Genomic DNA, 16902 nt, shown 5'->3' with positions numbered 1-16902 from the left:
TAAAATGGTAGGAAACTATTCGGAGGATTCGATTAAGACGCTCGACTGGCAGGAACATATCCGTTTGCGTCCCGGGATGTATATAGGAAAATTAGGAGACGGTTCGTCCCCGGACGACGGTATTTATATTTTGGTGAAAGAGGTGGTGGACAATTCTATCGATGAGTTTGCGATGGGATGTGGTTCGGAAATTGTTATAACGGTGGAAGACCGTAAGGTAACGGTACGGGATTTTGGCCGGGGTATACCTTTGGGAAAATTAGTGGATGCTTCTTCTAAGATGAATACAGGTGCAAAGTATGATTCTGAAGCATTTAAGAAATCTGTGGGCTTAAACGGAGTGGGTATTAAAGCGGTGAATGCTTTGTCGGAAAGTTTTGAAATACAATCTTTCCGGGAGGGAGAGACGAAATATGTCCGTTACAACCGGGCTAAAATTGTAGAAGAGCGGGAAATAGAGCCGACCCAGGAACCGAATGGAACACGGGTGACTTTTTTGGCAGATAAGGAAATATTCGGGAATTATTCTTATATTGCTGAATATCTGGAGGCGATGGTTAAAAATTATGTGTTTTTGAATACGGGTTTGGTAATTGTATTTAACGGGCATAAGTTTTTTTCCAAACGGGGATTGTATGATCTGTTGACGGAAAACATGAATGGAGAAGGACTTTACCCGATTATTCATCTGAAAGGAAATGATATCGAGATGGCCATGACGCATGGCCGGCAATATGGGGAGGAATATTATTCTTTTGTCAATGGGCAGCATACGACACAGGGGGGAACGCATTTGAATGCTTTCCGGGAAGCTTTGGGAAAGACTATACGGGATTTTTATAAGAAAGATTTTGATATTTCAGACATACGGACTTCTATTATCGGAGCGATCAGCATAAAAGTGCAAGAGCCTGTGTTTGAATCACAGACAAAGACAAAATTGGGGTCGAAAGATATAGCTCCGGAAGGCCCTACGGTCCGGAATTTTGTTATGGATTTTATAACGAAGGAGCTGGATAATTATTTGCACCGGAATCCGGATACGGCCGAATTATTGTTGCGGAAAATTGTAGAGACGGAAAAGGAGCGCAAAGCCATGTCGGGGGTACAGAAAATTGCCAGGGAAAGAGCTAAACAGGTCAGCTTGCACAACCGGAAATTGAGGGATTGCCGGGTGCATTTTAATTCCTCTCACGAACGGAAAAATGAATCTTCGATTTTTATTACCGAAGGGGATTCTGCCAGCGGTTCTATTACAAAGGAACGGGATGTGAATACTCAGGCCGTGTTTAGTTTGAGGGGAAAACCGCTGAATTCTTATGGATTGACGAAAAAGGTCGTCTATGAAAACGAAGAATTCAATCTTTTACAGGCGGCTTTAAATATTGAAAACGGATTGGAAGATTTGCGGTATAATAATGTGATCATTGCGACAGATGCTGATGTAGACGGTATGCATATACGGCTTTTGTTACTGACATTTTTCTTGCAATTTTTCCCGGATTTAGTACGTTCCGGACACGTTTATATTCTGCAGACGCCTTTGTTCCGGGTACGGAATAAAAAGGAAACCTCTTATTGTTATACCGATGCTGAGCGGGAAAGTGCTATAAAAAAATTAGGGCCGAAACCGGAAATCACCCGTTTTAAAGGTTTGGGGGAAATTTCTCCTAACGAATTCCGGAATTTCATAGGGAAAGATATTCGTTTGGAACCGGTGAGAATTACCAAAGGCGATACCATTGCAGATGTGTTGAGTTATTATATGGGGAAAAATACCCCTGAACGACAGGATTTTATCATCGACAACCTATATATAGAAAAAGATGAATTGAGGTGAAGATTTCTCATTCAGTATACAGCTTAAATAAATTTTAGGGAGGAATGATAAATTGAAAATAAAGGGAATATGGATAAGGAGAATTTGATCGGGGAAGAAGAGAGTAAAGACGAACAGAAGTTACCTACAGAGGGTTTACAGGAAGAGGAAAATCGGTCCGAAAATGACGGAATATCCGAAAAACCGGAAGAAAATGGGAAGATACGGTCGATACAGCATCTTTCCGGTATGTATCAGAAGTGGTTTTTGGATTATGCCTCTTATGTAATATTAGAACGTGCCGTACCCTATGTGGACGACGGGTTGAAACCGGTACAAAGGCGTATTTTGCATTCGATGCGGGAAATGGATGATGGCCGCTATAATAAAGTGGCCAATATTATCGGGAATACGATGAAATATCATCCGCACGGGGATGCTTCTATCGGGGATGCTTTGGTACAACTCGGACAAAAGGATTTACTGATTGATTGCCAGGGGAATTGGGGAAATATCCTGACGGGGGATGCTGCTGCTGCTCCCCGTTACATTGAGGCCCGTTTATCTAAATTCGCTTTGGACGTGGTGTTTAATCCGAAAACCACGAATTGGAAACTTTCGTACGATGGCCGGAACCGGGAACCGGTGACTCTTCCGGTGAAATTTCCTCTATTATTGGCACAGGGAGTGGAAGGAATTGCTGTCGGTTTGGCGTCTAAGATTTTGCCTCACAATTTCAATGAATTGGTAGATGCTTGTATTGCTCATTTAAAAAATGAAAATTTTGTACTTTATCCGGATTTTCCGACCGGAGGAATGATCGATGTCAGTAAATACAACGATGGACTAAGGGGAGGGAATGTAAAAATCCGGGCCAAAATCGAAAAAGATAACAATAATAAAGTGCTGAAAATTACGGAAATTCCGTATGGACGGACCACTTCTACATTGATCGATAGTATTATCAAAGCAAATGATAAAGGAAAAATTAAAATCAAAAAAATAGATGATAATACTGCTCGTAATGTAGAGATTATGATTTATTTGGCACCCGGAGTCTCTTCTGATAAGACGATAGATGCTTTATATGCTTTTACAGATTGCGAGTTGTCCATTTCTCCGAATTCTTGTGTGATTGAGGATGAAAAACCTTGTTTTATGCCTATTCCCGAGATATTGAGGAAATCGGCAGACGATACGGTGACGCTGTTGAAGTTGGAATTGGAAATTCGTTTGTCGGAATTGTCGGAAGAATGGCATTTTGCTTCTTTGGAACGGATTTTTATCGAAGAACGAATTTATAAAGACAAAAAATTTGAAGAGAGTCCGAATTTACAAAAAGTGCTGGCACATGTGCACGAAAGATTAAAGCCGTTTTTACCTCAGCTTTGGCGGAAGGTTACGGACGAAGATATCAAGCGTTTGCTGGAGATAAAAATGAAACGGATTCTTAAATTTAATTCCGAAGAAGCAGAGCGTTTTATCAAGGGTTTGGAAGAGGAGATTAAGCAGGTAAAACACGACATCGCAAATATTATTCCTTATACGATTGCTTATTATAAGCGCATAAAGACCAAATACGGAAAAGGGAGGGAACGGAAGACGGAAATCCGGAATTTTGAGAATATAGAAGCTGCTAAGGTCGTTATTGCCAATGAGAAACTATATATTAACCGGGAGGAAGGCTTTATCGGTACAGCTTTGAAAAAAGACGAATTTATCTGTGAATGTTCCGATATGGACGAAGTGATTGTCTTTAAAAAAGACGGGAGTTATTATGTGAGCAAGGTGGCGGATAAAATCTTTGTAGGGAAAGATGTATTGTATGTAAATGTTTTTAAGAAAAACGACAAGCGTACTATCTATAACGTTATTTACCGGGACGGCCGTTACGGAAGTTCTTATGTCAAACGGTTTAATGTAACGGGAGTTACCCGGGATAAAGTATACAATTTGACAAAAGGGACTTCAGGTTCCAGGGTACTTTATTTTACGGCCAATCCGAACGGGGAAGCCGAAGTGGTAAAAGTCTGTTTGAAGCCGAAGCCTACTCTCAAGAAGCTGGTATTTGAGTACGATTTTGCAGATCTCGCCATAAAAGGCCGGGATTCTCAAGGAAATTTACTATCGAAGAACGATGTGCATAAGATCAGCGTTGTCCAAAAAGGAGTGTCTACTCTCGGAGGGCGGAAAATCTGGTTTGATGAAGATGTATTTCGTTTAAATACGGACGAAAGAGGAAAATATCTGGGGGAATTCCAGGGAGAAGAACGGATATTGGTGGTCAATAAAAACGGGACATATTATACTTCTTCTTTTGATTTGACCAACCATTACGACGGGGAATATTTGATTATCGAAAAGTTTGACGAACGGAAAGTTTGGTCGGCTGTCTTTTTTGATGCCGAGCAACAATATTATTATTTGAAGCGCTTTCGGTTTGAAGAGACGACCAAGATATTGTCTTTTATCGGAGAAGGGGCTGGTTCCTGTTTAGTGGGCTTGAGTTGCGAAAGACATCCGCAGTTTGAGATTCTCTTTGGCGGAAAATATGCAAATCGTCCGGCTGAAGTGATACGGGCAGATGAGTTTATCGCCGAGAAGTCCTATAAGGCTCGGGGAAAGCGATTAACTACCTATGAAGTAAAAAAAATCCGGGAAATTGAACCTTTGGTGTTGGAAGAGGAAAAAGAAATTAATTCGGAGGTGGAATTTGAAGTGACCAATCCCTCGGAGCTGGCAGACGGGGAAGAACAGATGAAATTGGAATTTGATTAAAAGGATGATAGGTAAGGGGGAGAGGGGAGATTTTACGTCCTCATTACTGTAATGTTATTCAGTGTTGGAATGAAAATTTTTTTAGTCGGATATATGGCCTGCGGCAAATCTCGTAAGGGACGTGTTATGGCAAAGGAGCAGGGGAGGCGTTTTATTGATCTGGATGCTTATATCATCGATCGGGAAAAATGTAGTATTGCAGAAATTTTCACCCGGGTAGGCGAGGGAGGATTTCGTAAATTAGAAACCCGCTATTTACAGGAGGTATGTGAGTTGTATGAAGATTTTATACTCTCTACGGGAGGAGGCACTCCTTGTTTTAACGGCAATATGGAATATATGAATCAGCAGGGACATACTATTTTTTTGAATACTGATATCAGCATCTTGACGGCTCGTTTGATTCGGGGAAAACAAAAACGTCCTCTTGTAAGTGGTTTGAAGGATGAGGAAATCCACGATTTTGTAAGGAAACACCTGGAACAGAGATTGCCTTACTATAAAATGGCAAAAGAAGAAATAAAAAATAATCTTTTTGAGGGGCAGAGCGGAGGAGAATTTTGATTTGAGAATGTAACTTCAGTCTCCGTAAAAAGGTATAAAGTATAAATAAATGAAAAATTCTGTTTTAATTATAGTATTTATTGTCAGTATTATGGTTACATCTTGTAGTAATAGTCGTCCTACGGAAGGGAATATCCCGACTCAGGATGCGATTCAGAATCTTATGTCACGGAAGAGCGTACGTAAATATTTGGAAAAGCCGGTGGAAGAAGAGAAAGTGCAGATATTATTAAAAGCCGGTATGGCTGCGCCTACCGGAAAGGATGTGCGTCCCTGGGAATTTGTTGTGGTAACAGAACGTTCCCTATTGGATGCCATGGCAGAAGCTTTACCTTATGCTAAGATGTTGAAACAAGCCCCTTTGGCAATTGTTGTATGCGGGGATACTACTAAATCTTCTTATTGGTATTTGGATTGTTCTGCTGCAACAGAAAATATTTTGCTGGCGGCTGAAGCATTGCAGTTGGGGGCCGTGTGGACGGCAGCTTACCCCTATGAGGATCGCATGGCAGTGGTAAAGAGAGAAATCCGACTGCCGGATCATATTCTTCCTTTATGTGTCGTACCTGTCGGTTATCCGGCCATTCCTCATAGTCCTAAGGAAAAATACGACGAAATGAAAATCCATAAAAATCAATGGGAATGAGACTTTGCAGGCAAAAGTTATTCCTGAGATCCGAAAGATAGCAATTTCTAAAATGATAAGGGATAGGATAAATAATTAATATTTTTTTAGTTTTCCTATTTTTATCATTATATTTGCCTGCTCTATTGTGGCAACAACAAAGGGATGGGAGGAAAGAGGCCTGTATCATTTTATTATCTGTAATTTTTGAGGCTTTTGAAGAAAGTCTGCACTTTATAAACGACATTAAAACTAAACGTATGGGAAAATATAGGAATATCGTAATTCTCTTGTTGTTGAGCCTGTTAGGGGTTTCTTGTGTGTCTTCCAAAAAAGTTATTTATTTACAAGATGTAGAGGTGAATGAAAGGATTAAGACTGCGTCTGAATATAAGACCGTGATACATCCGGATGATTTGCTCTCTATTATCGTTTCTTGTGACGATTTTGAAGCAGCGACTCCTTTTAACAGTCCGATGATCGGTTTGGGACGGGAAATCACGAATTCTCAGCAGGGGGCTCAGCAAGGATATATCGTCGATAAAGAGGGATATATCGATTTTCCGGTACTAGGCCGTATTAAAGTAGACGGAATTACCCGGAATCAATTGTCGGAATTATTAAAGGAGAAATTATCCACTTACTTGAAAAATCCGATTGTCACGATTCAATTTCTCAATTTTAAAGTAACCGTTTTGGGAGAAGTAAAGAATCCAGGAAGTTATAAAGTAACGACAGAACGTATCTCTTTGTTAGATGCCTTGGGAATGGCAGGAGATTTACAGATTAGCGGAAAACGGAAAAATGTACTTCTGATCAGGGAATCAGGGAATGAAAAACAGTTTGCCCGCATTGATCTGACTTCTTCCGATTTTGTCGATTCACCTTTCTTTTATCTGCAACAAAATGATGTCATCTATGTAGAACCTAACAAAGGAAGAGTTGTGGGAGGAAACATGGGTACTTTCTGGACGTATGTGGTGTCCAGTATATCGACAATCGTCGCTATTGTCGCACTTATTGTGAAATAGAAAACCTTATAGCCGGATCGGAAGGCAGAAACAGAATTTTAGAATAGTTAGATTTACATTTTTCAGGATAACGATATGAACGTAAATGAACAGGAACAATTAACCCGGAACGAAGAAGAAAGCATTGATTTCAGGGAATTATTTTTTAAATTATTGATTCATTGGCGTTGGTTTGCCATAGCAGTGCCTGTCTGTATAGCATTAGCTGTGTATATTTATATGATCCAGACTCCGATTTATAATGTGGAAGCTAAGGTGATGATCAGTGATTCGAAAAAAGGAGAACTGGGAACGAATGTGATGATGAAAGAACTGGGATTTATACAGGGAGGGGATATGTTTGTGGAAAATGAAATTGTAGAACTCCAGTCCAAAAATCTGATGCGGGAAGTGATAAAGGATTTGGAATTAAATATCAGTTATATTAAAGAAGGTTTTCCCCGAGACCGCAATTTATATGCTTCTACTCCGATTAAAATTTTAATTGATCATCCAGAGAATATTCAGGATACTTCTATGATCATCACTACCTATAAAAGTGGTAAAGTGGTGATCAAAGATCGGGAAGGAGTGCTGATTTATGAAGGCGAATATTCTCAGGCGATTCCGATGGGAGACTATCAGATCTCCGTAGAAAAAGTCGATACAGCTTTCCGGGATGATGAGTTATTGGTACAATTGAGTTCTTACGAATCGGCAACCGATCGTTATCATGCTAATTTGTCTGTCAATTTACTGGGAAAAAATACGAATGCTGTCAGTATTTCAGTAAAAGATGCCATTCCGGCCCGAGGGATAGATTTAATCAATGCTCTTATTCGTCTTTATAATGATAACGGTGTAACCGATAAACAGTTGGTTTCTACCAAAACCGTCGAATTTATCAACGAACGATTGAGTGTTATCAACCGGGAATTGGGGAGTATTGAAACCGATGCAGAACGGTTTAAAAAAGAGAACCGCTTGACGGATATTACATCCGATGCAGCTATGGTCATGGAGAGGAAAAAAGCTGCGGATGCGGAATTATTGAAACTAGAGACGGAACTGGCTGTTGTAAAAAGTATCCGGGCTTTTTTGGAACAGAAAGGAAATGACGAGTTCCGCCTGTTACCGGAAAATCTGGGTTTGACAGACGTTACTTTGGCAAGTGGTATTACGCAGTATAATGAAATGGTGTTGCGGAGAAATAAGTTGTTGATGACGGCTAATGAAAGCAACCCCTTACTGATCAGTTTGAGTAACCAGTTGAAGGCTTTGAAGAATAATATTCAGATCGCTATCGGGAATGTAGAAAAAAGTCAGGAAATTAAAATCAACAGTTTGCGTCAGGAAAATGTGTCTGTAGACAAGTTGTTGACTTCCGTACCGACCCAGGAGCGCCAATACCGGGCTATTGCGCGTCAACAGGAATTGAAAGAAAATTTGTTCTTATTCCTCTTGCAAAAACGGGAAGAAGCGGAAATTGCAAAGCTGATGTATGTACCGGCAGCTAAAATTATAGAAGATGCCCGTAGCGGTAAATCTCCGGTATCTCCTAAGAAGATGCTGATTATACTGGTAGGATTGATCGTCGGTTGTGCCGTGCCATTCGGTATTATTTTCCTGAAAGATATGGTCAATTCCAAAGTGAGGGGGCTGGAAGATGTGGAGAAAGCCGTAAAAATTCCGGTTTTGGGAAGTTTGCCCGAGTTACCGGTTGAAAAAGTCAAGATATTTAAAGGAAATTTTGCTTTGGAAGAGTCCATGCACCTGATCCGGGAAAATCTGAATTATATGATTAACCGAAAGGACGGCTGTCCGGTGATTATGGTTTCTTCTACTATCCCCGGAGAAGGGAAATCATTGGTATCCTCGCATTTGGCTACTGCTTATGCTAAAGCAGGTAAAAAGATCGTTGTATTGGGATGCGATTTACGAAATCCCCGAATGAATGAATTCTTTGGGAAACCACAGGGGAAAGGTTTGTCTGCCTGGTTGGCCGGAATAGAAGACGATGTGAATAAGGTGATAGAACAGATCGATGAGAATCTATATGCCATCTTCGGCGGTACGGTGCCCCCGAATCCGACGGAATTGGTATCTGGGGAAAGAATGCATCAATTATTGACAAAATTGAAGGCTGAATTTTCTTATATTATTTTGGATACTCCTCCGCTGGGAGTTTTGGCGGATGGATTTACGTTGAGTAAATATGCAGATGCTTGTGTATACGTGGTCAGAGCAAATGTATTGGATAAGAAAGCCTTAAAATTAGTTGCTGAATTAGATCGGGAAAAGCGGATTAATAATTTGGGAATTGTTTTGAACGGAGTGAAGATGGTACATGGGAAGTACGGCTACGGTTATGGCTATGGTTATGGCTACGGTTACGGTTATGGCTACGGCTATGATTCGGAAGAAAAGCATGAGCATTCCAAAAAACACAAAGAAGAGAAGTAAATGGGATGGTTTGGGAGTCGTAAACAATATTTTTCTTATCGGCATGATATGCATGCGCACCTTTTACCGGGTTTGGACGATGGGGTGAAGACCTTGGAGGAAGCGGTAAAATTGGTGGAAAAAATGAGGAAATTAGGAATTGAACATTTCTCATTGACGCCTCATGTTGCTTATCCGGCTATGCCCAATAGTATAGAAGATATCCAAACGACTCTGGCAATTTTAAAAAAAGCTTGTCCGGAGGTGCCTATAGAAGCAGGAGCGGAGTATCGGGTAGGAGAGGAAGTTTTCCAATTGGCGGAAGAAGGAAAGATGTTGCCTTTTTATCAGCAATATATCTTGATTGAGAATAGTTTTCTGGCGGAGTCGATACATTTAGAGTCTTTGATTTTTCTCTTGCGCGCTAAAGGATATGTCCCGGTATTGGCCCATCCGGAGCGATATAAGTTTTATTACAATCATTTTCTGGAGAAATGTCAGGATTTGGTCAAAAAGGGTTGTCTTTTACAAGTGAATTTACTTTCTTTGGCCGGATTTTATGGAAAAGAAACAGAGAAGATCGCTTGGCAATTATTAAAGTCGGGAATGGTGAGCTTTGTGGGAAGTGATGCTCACCGTATGAATTATGTAGAAGCTTTGGAAGATTTTCTTTATAGCCGGGCAGCAGACAAGCTCAACTCTTATCCCTTGCTGAATCGTTAATACTCCTTTTCTTCCTTTGACTTGGCAAAAGCACCTAAGCCGAATAGGGCGAAGTCGTAGCGGATGGGATCTACGGGATCAAATTCCCGGAGTCGCTCTGTCAGTTCTGCAACAGCTTGGGCATCATTTTGTTTGCGATGGAGCAGGCCCAAATTGCGGCTTACATTTCCCGTATGTAGATCCAAAGGGATCAGTAAGGCGGCGGGAGGGATCGATTTCCACAATCCGAAATCGATGCCACTGGCATCTCGGCGGACCATCCAACGAAGGAACATGTTTACTCTTTTGGCTGCCGATCCTTTTTCCACATTTGCAATATGCCTTAGTACTCTTTTTTCGGCTGGAAGTGCTGTAAATTCGTTATACCAACAACGCAACACCTGGAACATATCCTGATGTTGCTGGTAAGCCTGTGTAAAGATTTTTTCCAAACCTCCTTTGGTCCGGTAAATGTGAGCTAAAGCCTGTAAAAAATAACAGCAGTCATAGCCGTTAAATGTACGGTGTTTGAAGTTTGTAAAACGTTCAAAATCTGTTTCTTGGGCATTTAATATAAAGTCGTAGGGTGCATAATCCATCAGACGCATAAGTTCTTTACATTTGCGAATAATCGTAGGACGTTGTCCCCAAGCCAGAGACGCCGCCAGAAAACCGGATATTTCAATGTCTTCTTTTTGTTCAAACAGTTTGGGGATTTGAATGGGATCGGTGATTACAAAAAAATCAGAACGACAGTATTCCCGGTATTTATCCTCCAGTAATTCTTTGATTTCTTCCTTTTCCATGTCTTTATTTCTTTTCAAAAACGGCCTTCTGCGCTCTCAATATTTCTCTTTTCCCCGGAGGTCCCGGGAGCTTTTTTAACATAAATCCCAGGTTTCGAAGAGCTTGCTTGACACTCCCTTTTACACAATAGGTAACCAATATCCCTCCCGGTTTAAGGGCTTTATGAAAATTCCGGAATACTTCTTCCGTCCATAAATAAGGCTGAATATCCGGGTTGAAAGCATCGAAAAAAACGATGTCGAAACGGGATTCAAAACTGATTTCCCTAAAATCTTTCTGGTATTTGTGTAAACGAAAGAACGGGCTGATCAGGTTTTCTGTCTCCCAGGGGGAGGTATGCAACCGGTCAAATAGATCCGGGTTTTTAGCAGGAACTTGTGCTTTATAATTGAGTTGTTGGATTTCCTCGAAGGTTAAGGGATATTTTTCAAGGCTGTGGTACTGAAGCCTGATTTTTTGCTTTTCTGCATACAGAAGCGAAAGATAAGCATTTAAGCCTGTTCCGAATCCTGCTTCTAAAATATTCAATTCAGATAAAGGAAAACCGGTGGAATGAGTCTGGAGGTAAAATTCAATTCCCGCCCGGATAAAAATATGTAAGGACTCCTGTATGGCCCCGTGTATCGAATGATAATGTTCATTTAGTGCAGGGACATATAAGGTAGTACTTCCGTCTTCCGTATGAACAAACTGGCGTTTCATATAAGAGAGGAAAGAATTAGAGTAATTTCTCTCTCAGTAAATTTACAAATTCAATGATATCGCTTTCTGTGGTATCGAAAGAGCATACCCAGCGGATTTCCGAAGCGTCTTCATCCCATATATAAAAGAAACATTCTTTCTGCAAGCATTCAATTTTATCCCGGGGGATGATGGCGAATATTTCATTGCCTTCCACTTTTTGAGTAATTTTAATTCCGGGAATAAGTGAAGCTTCGTTTGCCAGTTTTTGAGCCATGCGATTGGCGTGAGCTGCTGTTTTTAGCCAAAGTCCGTTTTTTAATATAGCGGAGAATTGGGCAGCAATGAAACGGGATTTGGAATGAAGCTGCATCGCTTGTTTGCGGATATAAGGGACATTTTGGCAAACAGAAGTATTGAAAAAAATAACGGCTTCTCCGAACATCATACCGTTTTTGGTTCCTCCGAAACTCAATACGTCAATACCGGCTTTTACGGTAATATCTAAAGGGTCACAATTCAGATATGCTACTGCATTGGCTAAACGGGCGCCGTCCATATGGACATAGAGTCCCCTTGCATGGGCAAAATCACATATTTCTTTCAATTCTTCCGGCGTATAGGTCGTTCCGAGTTCCGTACATTGGGTTAACGAAATGATATTGGGTTGTGAATGGTGTTGTTCCCCGAAACCATGCATGTGATTTTGAATAAGTCCGGTATTTAATTTACCGTCAAACGTGGGAACAGTAAGCAGTTTACAGCCTGCCTGTTTTTGGATGGCTCCGCATTCGTCTACATTAATATGGGCCGTTTCTGCACAAATAACTGCGTTGAATGAACGGGCGAAAGCAGAAAGACTGACAATATTGGCTCCTGTTCCATTGTATACGAAAAAGATTTCTATATCTTTCCCGAAGATTTGTTTAAAATCTTGGATTGCTTTTTCTGTATAAAGATCTTCTCCGTAAGAATGTTGATGTCCGTATGCGGCCTCTTTCAGAGCATTGAACACTTCCGGAAGGACTCCGGAAAAATTATCACTACCAAAACCTCGGATACTCATATATGTAAATTAAATAAATAATGGGATAAAGATACCGTTTATAAAAAGAAAGAAAAAATATGTATCAGAAAAAAGATGAAGAAAAGAATAAAGAGGGAAAAGAAACATATTTTTAGGTATTTTCGTAAAATAAAATGCGTTGTGAGGAAGAAGTAAGTGGAGGGGAATAAAGGTTGTAAGTGGGGACGGAAGATAGACGTGATTTTCTGGAAAGAGGGGGATACTCGTATTTACTATGTTAATTACAATTGTTTTATGAAAGATTTTTTATTTCTGGGAAAACCATTACAGAAAGGGCGTTCTTTGCCTTTATTATTCGTTCGGGTATTTATTGCTTGTATGATGTTACTGCATGGAGGTGCAAAATGGATGGCCTTCGGTGAACTGGCTGATAATTTCCCGGATCCCTTGGGGGTTAGTCCGGTGGTATCCCTTGTTTTTTCCCTTTTGGCAGAAGTGGGGTGTTCTGTGCTTCTTTTGTTCGGGCTGTTTACCCGCTTGTCGGCTCTACCTTTGATTTTTAATATGATAATAGCAATATGGGTTATTCATGGGGATGATCCTTTCCAGATGAAAGAACTCGGAATTTTATATCTGGCATTTTATATTTTGTTTTTTTGGATAGGAGGAGGACGTTATTCCTTGGATTATGTATTTTTCTGGAAAAGGAAATACAGAAATGGATAATAAAAAACTCCCTGTTTGATCAGGGAGTTTTTTATAGAATAGCGATTTTACATCAAGAAACTCAGTAAAGTTCCGGCAGCAACCGCTGATCCGATCACTCCGGATACGTTCGGAGCCATCGCATGCATCAGCAAGTAGTTGGTCGGATCGTTTTTCAATCCCAAATTTTGTACCACCCGGGCACTGTCCGGAACTGCAGATACGCCGGCGGCTCCAATCATCGGATTGATCGGATTGCTCTTCGGAGATAACCAGTTCATGATTTTGGCTACTAATACCCCCCCGGCAGTCGCAATGATGAAAGAGAACGCTCCTAATCCGAAGATCAAAATAGAGTCTTTCGTCAGGAATACGTCGGCTTGAGTGGAAGCTCCTACGGTAACTCCCAATAACATCGTGATCGTGTCGATCAAAGCATTGCTGGCTGTATTGGCCAAACGATTGGTTACTGTCGATTCTTTCAGCAAATTACCAAAGAACAGCATACCTAACAACGGAAGTGCAGACGGTGCAATAAAAGCTGTCAGCAACAAACCGATGATGGGGAAGAGTTGTTTTTCCAAACGGCTGACAGAACGCGGGGGACGCATTTTAATTCTTGAGTTCAACTTATAAATGCAACTTTTTGGGTGCGGATAATAAGCAATAAAAACATTTATTTTTCAGAGAGGAAAGAGAGACAATGTCCCCCTTTCTCTCACTCTGAATGGATAAAGTTTGCTATCTTTGCTTTAATTGTCCGTCCAAAGAAAAAAAAGTTGCAGATGAGCAAACATATAACCGAGGAACAAAGGTATGCAATTTCTATGATGTTGCAAATACCGATGAGCAAAAAAGCAATAGCGGAAGCTATCGGAGTAGATAAAAGCACTGTTTACAGGGAGATAAAGCGCAATTGCGACGCCCGAAGTGGTAGCTATAGCATGGAGCTTGCCCAGCGAAAAGCAGACAGGCGCAAGCAGCAAAAACATCGCAAGGAAGTGCTTACACCGGCAATGAGAAAACGGATAATAAAGCTGTTGAAGAAAGGATTCAGCCCGGAGCAGATTGTCGGCAGGAGCCGCTTGGAGGGAATTGCGATGGTATCTCACGAAACGATATATCGCTGGATTTGGGAGGATAAGCGGCGGGGTGGCAAACTGCACAAATATCTTCGCAGACAAGGTCGCAGGTATGCCAAACGTGGTTCTAAAAATGCAGGGCGAGGATTTATCCCAGGCAGGGTGGATATTGATGAGCGTCCCGAGATAGTGGAACTGAAGGAGAGATTTGGTGATTTAGAGATAGATACAATTATTGGTAAGAACCACAAAGGTGCCATTCTTACCATTAACGACAGAGCAACAAGCAGGGTCTGGATACGCAAGTTGTCGGGAAAAGAAGCCATCCCGGTAGCTAAGATTGCAGTATGGGCACTGCGGAAAGTGAAAAACTTAATACACACAATTACGGCTGACAATGGAAAGGAGTTTGCAAAGCACGAGGAAATTGCGCAAAAATTGGAAATAAAATTCTATTTTTGCAAACCATACCACTCATGGGAACGTGGTGCCAATGAAAACACCAACGGGCTTATCAGGCAGTATATCCCAAAGGGTAAGGACTTTAGTGAAGTAACCAACAAACAGATTAAGTGGATTGAAAATAAACTCAATAATCGACCTCGTAAAAGACTTGGATACCTCACGCCAAACGAAATATTTAAACAAATTATTAATCAGAATTCTGTTGCATTTGCAAGTTGAATTCAGCATTTTCCGTTCGTGTTTTGTAGTCAGTAAGTTGATTACCGGCGGCTGAATTACCGGAACCAAAGCCATATAGGAATATGCTGCAATAGCAATCGGACCGATAAGGTTTTTCACTAAGGTCCCGTCGGCCAGCATGTTTACGCCGTTGGCTAATTTAGAGGAAAGGAAAATAGCTGTCGGACCGTCGGCTCCACCGATAATACCGATAGCACCGGCCTCGGGAGGAGCAAATCCTAACCATAAAGCTCCGAGGAAGGTTACAAATATACCCAATTGGGCCGCTGCTCCCAATAACATCAAACGAGGATTGGAAATCAAAGAAGAGAAGTCGGTCATCGCTCCAATACCCAGGAAGATCAAAGGAGGATACCAACCGTTGATCACACCGGAATAAAGAATATTCAATACCGATCCCGGTTCGTAAATACCCAATTTCAGGTTGAAGGCCTCTCCCATATAGAAAGGAATATTTCCGATAATGATACCCATACCTATCGGAATCAACAACATGGGTTCGTAGTCGAAGCGGATAGCCAGCCAGATAAAAATTAAGGCAATAATGATCATGATCAGGTTTCCTGTCGTGGCATTCGGGAATCCGGTAAATTCCCAGAAATTCTTCATTCCGGCAATAGCGTCGGAATTGTGATAAGCATTCTGGGTCGGATTTGAGAATTCCAGTACATCTCCGTTTATGGTAGCGGTACGGATACCTAAGTTGACCATTACATCGGTTGTTACGTAACCTTGTCCAGAGGCATTCGGATCTAAGTTCGGAGAGAATTCTGTAATCTTTTTCGGATTGAAAGTCATAATGACTTTATTTCCTTCCAATTGCCATGTTCCGGTATAACGCTGTTTGATGGAGTCCATGGTAAAGGTTCCATCATCATAAAAACTGTAAACTTTGTAGCGGGCTACCGTCCGGGCTTTCTGATCCGGCTTTAAGTCTGCTGCCCGGATAGCCTTCGGGATATACCCGTCGGCCCTGTTCATCCATTTGCCGTGGACAAGCTCGTCTTTTAAGCTACCTTTGTCTGAAGCTTCGCAGATATTTCCGCTGAAGGCGACAAACAAAAAAGATAGCATAATGAAAATAAGTCTGTTCATATTCTATTGAATTATGCTATTTCTACTAATGTATCGCCTTGGAGAACTGCATCTCCTTCTTTTACTTTGATAGCCTGTACAACACCACCTTTTTCGGCCATTACGTTATTGTCCATTTTCATGGCCTCCATAATCATAACGCATTCGCCAGCTTTTACGGTAGCCCCAACGCTAATATTGATTTTTTTAATGGTTCCTGGTAGCGGAGAGTTGATTTTGTAAGCAGCTCCACTGCTTTCATTCTTTTTAATCTGGCCTTCTCCCGGTTTGTTTACCACCGGTTTACGAGCTAATACTGGCGTTTTTGCTTTCTTCTCTTCTCCCTGTATTTCTACTTGATAAGGGGTGCCGTTTACAGAAACAGTAGCGTTTGAGCCATCGAATCCACCTACCTCAACTTCGTAGGTTTGACCGTTTATCTTAAACTTGTATTTTTTCATATTTTTACTAATTGGTGACCGGCTTATTCGTTTTGCCGGTCATGAATCATTAATTTATTTTTTCACCGGTTGATTTTGTACACCATATATTTTAGAACTCCAGGGAGAATATTGCTTAGGTGCATTGTGAATCGTAATAATATTACTTTCTTCATCGTGCAGTTCATCGAAATACAGATGCAGAGCCATAGCAATAGCTACATTTACATTGGCTTCGACATTTATTTTTTGATTGGGTTCTTCTTTACCGGCTTTTTTCAGTTTGTTTTTAATGCTCATTTCCAATATTTTCGGAATGGACATGAAAATAGCCACCAAAATCCCCAATGCTGCAAATACAACAATAATACTAACGATTGAAATGGTATATCCCCCGGCTTCCCTGATTAAATCTGTAGAAAGCGTAATTAAACTTGTCAT

General features: G+C 41.0%; 15 protein-coding genes and 1 pseudogene. 9 read left to right on the top strand and 7 right to left on the bottom strand.

Annotated features, from left to right (window positions below; all coding sequences use genetic code 11):
• Positions 1–4 precede the first annotated feature (4 nt).
• The 7 genes from HMPREF9449_RS07565 (at position 5) to HMPREF9449_RS07535 (ending at position 9961) form a co-directional block, all read left to right on the top strand.
• Positions 5–1840: a DNA topoisomerase IV subunit B gene (locus tag HMPREF9449_RS07565; protein ID WP_009136666.1), complete on the top strand. Its 1836-nt coding sequence runs from the start codon at positions 5–7 to the stop codon at positions 1838–1840.
• A gap of 69 nt (positions 1841–1909) precedes the next feature.
• Positions 1910–4597 carry a DNA gyrase/topoisomerase IV subunit A gene (locus tag HMPREF9449_RS07560; RefSeq protein WP_009136665.1) on the top strand — a complete coding sequence of 896 codons (2688 nt, stop codon included), beginning with the start codon at positions 1910–1912 and terminating at the stop codon, positions 4595–4597.
• Positions 4598–4666: 69 nt separating this feature from the next.
• On the top strand, positions 4667–5161 hold the full coding sequence (locus tag HMPREF9449_RS07555; protein ID WP_040611714.1) for a shikimate kinase: 495 nt from the start codon (positions 4667–4669) through the stop codon (positions 5159–5161).
• 49 nt (positions 5162–5210) lie between these two features.
• The gene (locus HMPREF9449_RS07550; protein WP_009136663.1) at positions 5211–5807 is read left to right on the top strand and encodes a nitroreductase family protein; all 597 of its coding nucleotides are present in this window, start codon (positions 5211–5213) and stop codon (positions 5805–5807) included.
• A gap of 239 nt (positions 5808–6046) precedes the next feature.
• Positions 6047–6817, top strand: coding sequence for a polysaccharide biosynthesis/export family protein (locus HMPREF9449_RS07545; RefSeq protein ID WP_009136662.1), 771 nt, complete (start codon positions 6047–6049; stop codon positions 6815–6817).
• A 75-nt stretch (positions 6818–6892) separates the two neighbouring features.
• Positions 6893–9259 carry a GumC family protein gene (locus HMPREF9449_RS07540; protein ID WP_009136661.1) on the top strand — a complete coding sequence of 789 codons (2367 nt, stop codon included), beginning with the start codon at positions 6893–6895 and terminating at the stop codon, positions 9257–9259.
• A complete protein-coding gene (locus tag HMPREF9449_RS07535) occupies positions 9260–9961 on the top strand; it encodes a tyrosine-protein phosphatase (protein ID WP_009136660.1) in 702 nt (233 codons plus the stop codon). It abuts the gene before it with no gap.
• Here the strand turns inward: HMPREF9449_RS07535 and HMPREF9449_RS07530 are convergent.
• From HMPREF9449_RS07530 to HMPREF9449_RS07520, 3 genes are read right to left on the bottom strand one after another with little or no spacing between them, the layout of a single operon-like run.
• Positions 9958–10746 carry a TIGR02757 family protein gene (locus tag HMPREF9449_RS07530; protein WP_009136659.1) on the bottom strand — a complete coding sequence of 263 codons (789 nt, stop codon included), beginning with the start codon at positions 10744–10746 and terminating at the stop codon, positions 9958–9960. The two genes, HMPREF9449_RS07535 and HMPREF9449_RS07530, sit on opposite strands and share 4 nt — an antisense overlap.
• A 4-nt stretch (positions 10747–10750) precedes the next feature.
• On the bottom strand, positions 10751–11449 hold the full coding sequence (gene mnmD / locus HMPREF9449_RS07525) for a tRNA (5-methylaminomethyl-2-thiouridine)(34)-methyltransferase MnmD (RefSeq protein ID WP_009136658.1): 699 nt from the start codon (positions 11447–11449) through the stop codon (positions 10751–10753).
• Positions 11450–11465: 16 nt separating this feature from the next.
• Positions 11466–12488 (bottom strand): threonine aldolase family protein, encoded by a 1023-nt coding sequence (locus HMPREF9449_RS07520; RefSeq protein ID WP_198010604.1) that lies wholly within the window; start codon positions 12486–12488, stop codon positions 11466–11468.
• A gap of 261 nt (positions 12489–12749) precedes the next feature.
• Here HMPREF9449_RS07520 and HMPREF9449_RS07515 point away from each other — a divergent pair, with 261 nt between their 5' ends.
• Positions 12750–13181 (top strand): DoxX family protein, encoded by a 432-nt coding sequence (locus HMPREF9449_RS07515; protein ID WP_009136656.1) that lies wholly within the window; start codon positions 12750–12752, stop codon positions 13179–13181.
• A gap of 47 nt (positions 13182–13228) precedes the next feature.
• Here the strand turns inward: HMPREF9449_RS07515 and HMPREF9449_RS07510 are convergent, their stop codons facing one another.
• Positions 13229–13828, bottom strand: coding sequence for a sodium ion-translocating decarboxylase subunit beta (locus tag HMPREF9449_RS07510; protein ID WP_261795512.1), 600 nt, complete (start codon positions 13826–13828; stop codon positions 13229–13231).
• A 117-nt stretch (positions 13829–13945) separates the two neighbouring features.
• On the opposite strand from HMPREF9449_RS07510, the gene HMPREF9449_RS16210 reads away from it, so the two are divergent.
• On the top strand, positions 13946–14926 hold the full coding sequence (locus HMPREF9449_RS16210) for an IS30-like element IS4351 family transposase (protein WP_009136301.1): 981 nt from the start codon (positions 13946–13948) through the stop codon (positions 14924–14926).
• Between the two features lie 12 nt (positions 14927–14938).
• Here HMPREF9449_RS16210 and HMPREF9449_RS07505 read toward each other — a convergent pair.
• The 3 genes and pseudogenes from HMPREF9449_RS07505 to HMPREF9449_RS07495 all read right to left on the bottom strand — a co-directional run.
• Positions 14939–15556 (bottom strand): annotated as a pseudogene (locus HMPREF9449_RS07505) (sodium ion-translocating decarboxylase subunit beta); the annotation flags it as partial.
• Between the two features lie 497 nt (positions 15557–16053).
• Positions 16054–16482, bottom strand: coding sequence for a biotin/lipoyl-containing protein (locus HMPREF9449_RS07500; RefSeq protein WP_009136653.1), 429 nt, complete (start codon positions 16480–16482; stop codon positions 16054–16056).
• Positions 16483–16536: 54 nt separating this feature from the next.
• Positions 16537–16902 carry an OadG family protein gene (locus HMPREF9449_RS07495; RefSeq protein WP_009136652.1) on the bottom strand — a complete coding sequence of 122 codons (366 nt, stop codon included), beginning with the start codon at positions 16900–16902 and terminating at the stop codon, positions 16537–16539.

The organism is Odoribacter laneus YIT 12061 (genome assembly GCF_000243215.1).
In the GTDB taxonomy this organism is placed as follows: domain Bacteria; phylum Bacteroidota; class Bacteroidia; order Bacteroidales; family Marinifilaceae; genus Culturomica; species Culturomica lanea.
This window is presented reverse-complemented; position numbering and strand designations above follow the sequence as displayed.